Annotated in this window: 2 protein-coding genes; both read left to right on the top strand. The window is 66.6% G+C overall.

Translation table 11 applies throughout. The features are described from left to right. Nucleotides 1-815, top strand: an 815-nt coding sequence (locus EN742_RS30950) for a DUF4159 domain-containing protein (RefSeq protein ID WP_148670374.1), incomplete at its 5' end; no start/stop codon positions are given. Between the two features lie 4 nt (nt 816-819). After that, the coding region (locus EN742_RS30945) for a hypothetical protein (RefSeq protein ID WP_128333665.1) at nt 820-2,729 on the top strand (1,910 nt) is incomplete at its 3' end.

Raw genomic sequence — 2,729 nt, 5'->3', positions numbered from 1 at the left:
TTATCGGGCTTGGCGCGCTGCTCGGCCATGCCGATCGCGCACGCGCCGACGACGCCAAGCCCGGCGACACCCAGGCGATCGAGGACATCTCGAAAACCCGCATCGCCTATGTGCTCACCGGCGAGCCCGGCGTCGATTCGATCAGCCGCGCCGGACTGGAAGGCCTGACCCGCTTCCTGATCGAGAAGACCGCGTTGGAGCCCGGCGCGCCGGCCGGCGTCGACATTGCCAAGGACGAATTGTCCTTCTACCCGCTGATCTACTGGCCGATCGACCCGGCCGCCCCGATGCCGAGCGAAGCCTCGATCGCCCGCATCGACGCTTACATGCAGCAGGGCGGAACGGTGCTGTTCGACACCCGCGACCAGTTCGCCAACGGCATCGGCGCGAACTCGACCAGCCCGGCGACGGAACGGCTGCGCGACATCCTCGGCAATCTCAACGTGCCGCCGCTGGAGCCGGTGCCGTCGGACCACGTGCTGACCAAATCCTTTTTCATTCTTCCGGAGTTCCCCGGGCGGTTCAACGGCAGCCCGCTGTGGGTCGAGGCCTCGCTCGACGCCAGCAATGCCGAGAACCGTCCGGTGCGCGTCGGCGACGGCGTCTCGCCGATCCTGATCACCGCCAATGACTTCGCCGGCGCCTGGGCTGTGGACGAGAATGGCGACCCCTTGCTGCCCACAGTGCCGGCGGATCCGATGCAGCGGATCTATGCGCTGCGCGCCGGCGTGAACATCATGATGTATATGCTGACCGGCAACTACAAATCCGATCAGGTGCACGTGCCTGTCCTGCTCGAACGGCTGGGGCAGTAAAGCCATGAACTGGTCGATCTCCTTCGAACCGCTTCTGGCCTGGCCGTGGCTTGTCGCAGTGCTGGCGCCGCTGGCGTTGCTGGCGCTGGTCGGCCTGTGGTTCCGTCAGCGCGGCTCGGTCCTGCGCTTCACCGCCTTGCTGGCGCTCGGCGCCGCGCTGCTCAACCCGGTGTTCCTCGATGAGGAGCGCGATGCCCTGAAGAGCGTTGTCGCCATCATTGTCGACCGCAGCCAGAGCCAGGACATCGGCGAACGCACCAAACAGACCGATGAGGCCTTGGCCGGGCTGCAGCAGCGCCTTGCCCGCTTCAAGCAGTTCGACGTGCGCGTGGTCGAGGCCGGCAAGTCCGATGCCGCCGAGGAGCGTACCGATACCAGGCTGTTCAGCGCGCTCGAAGGCGCCTTCCGCGACGTGCCGCCATCGCGAATCGGCGGCGCCGTCATGATCACCGACGGCGAGGTGCATGACGCGCCCGCCGGCGCGCCCGACTTCAATGCGCCGCTGCACGCGCTCATCACCGGCAATGACCACGAGAAGGACCGCCGCATACGCTTCGAGAACGCACCGCGCTTCGGCCTCGTCGGCAAGCCGCTCGACATGACCTACCGTGTCATCGCCACCGGTGATCAGTCCGGCCAGGTCGACGTCCGCGTTTCGATCAACGGTGAGCAGGTCTCCGTCGAGCGCGCCACGATCGGCCAGACGATGCCCCTGCAGGTCACCATTCCCAATGCCGGCCGCAACATCGTCGAGCTCGCCATTGACCACCAGCCGGACGAACTGACCGACGCCAACAACCGCGCCATCGCTCTGGTCGATGGTATCCGCGAGAATCTGCGCGTGTTGCTCGTCTCCGGCGAGCCGCATGCCGGCGAGCGCACCTGGCGCAACCTGTTGAAGTCGGACGCCTCGGTCGATCTCGTCCATTTCACGATTTTGCGGCCGCCGGAAAAGCAGGACGGCACGCCGATCAACGAACTGTCGCTGATCGCCTTTCCGACGCGCGAATTGTTCGTCGAGAAGATCAAGGATTTCGACCTGATCATCTTCGACCGCTACCAGCACCGTGACGTGCTGCCGATCCTCTATTACGACTACATCTCCGAATATGTCGAAAAGGGCGGCGCACTGCTGATCGCCGCCGGCCCCGAATATTCCGGCGAGAGTTCTATCGCCCGCACGCCGCTGATGTCGGCGCTGCCGGCGATGCCGAGCGGCGAGGTCGTCGACAAGGCCTTCTACCCGCGCCTCACCGATCTCGGCCAGCGCCACCCGGTGACGCGAGGGCTCGACGGATCCAACAGCGAGCCGCCGCACTGGAGCCGCTGGTTCCGCACCATCGGCGTCAAGAACCCCGAAGGCGAAGTGGTGATGAAGGGCGCCGACAATCTGCCGCTCCTCCTGCTCGACCGCAAGGGCGAAGGCCGCGTCGGCATGCTCTTGTCCGACCAGGGCTGGCTGTGGGCGCGCGGCTTCGAGGGCGGCGGCCCGCATGTCCAGCTCTACCGCCGCATCGCCCACTGGCTGATGAAGGAGCCGGAGCTCGAGGAGGAGCGGCTGACCGCCGACGGACGCGGCATGGTGCTCGAGATCCGCCGCCAGACGATGAGCGACGATCCGGGTCCTGCCCAGGTCATCACGCCGTCCGGCAAGGCGCTGATCGTCAAGCTGGAAAGATCCGAGCCCGGCATCTTCCTCGGCAGCGTCGAGACCAAGGAGATCGGCCTCTACCAGGTCGGCAATGGCGACCTGACGGCGCTTGCCCATGTCGGGCCGATCAACGCGCCGGAATTCGCCGACGTCATCTCCACCAAGGACCGACTGAACGCGCCGGTCGAGGCGACCGGCGGCAGCGTGCGCCGGCTGGCCGCCTCCTCCGCGCTCGGAGGCATCACCGGCGGCGTGACGCTGCC

It is taken from the genome of Mesorhizobium sp. M4A.F.Ca.ET.020.02.1.1 (assembly GCF_004022645.1).
In the GTDB taxonomy this organism is placed as follows: Bacteria; Pseudomonadota; Alphaproteobacteria; order Rhizobiales; family Rhizobiaceae; genus Mesorhizobium.
Note: the sequence above shows the minus strand (reverse complement) of the source record. Positions and strands in the feature narration are given on the sequence as shown.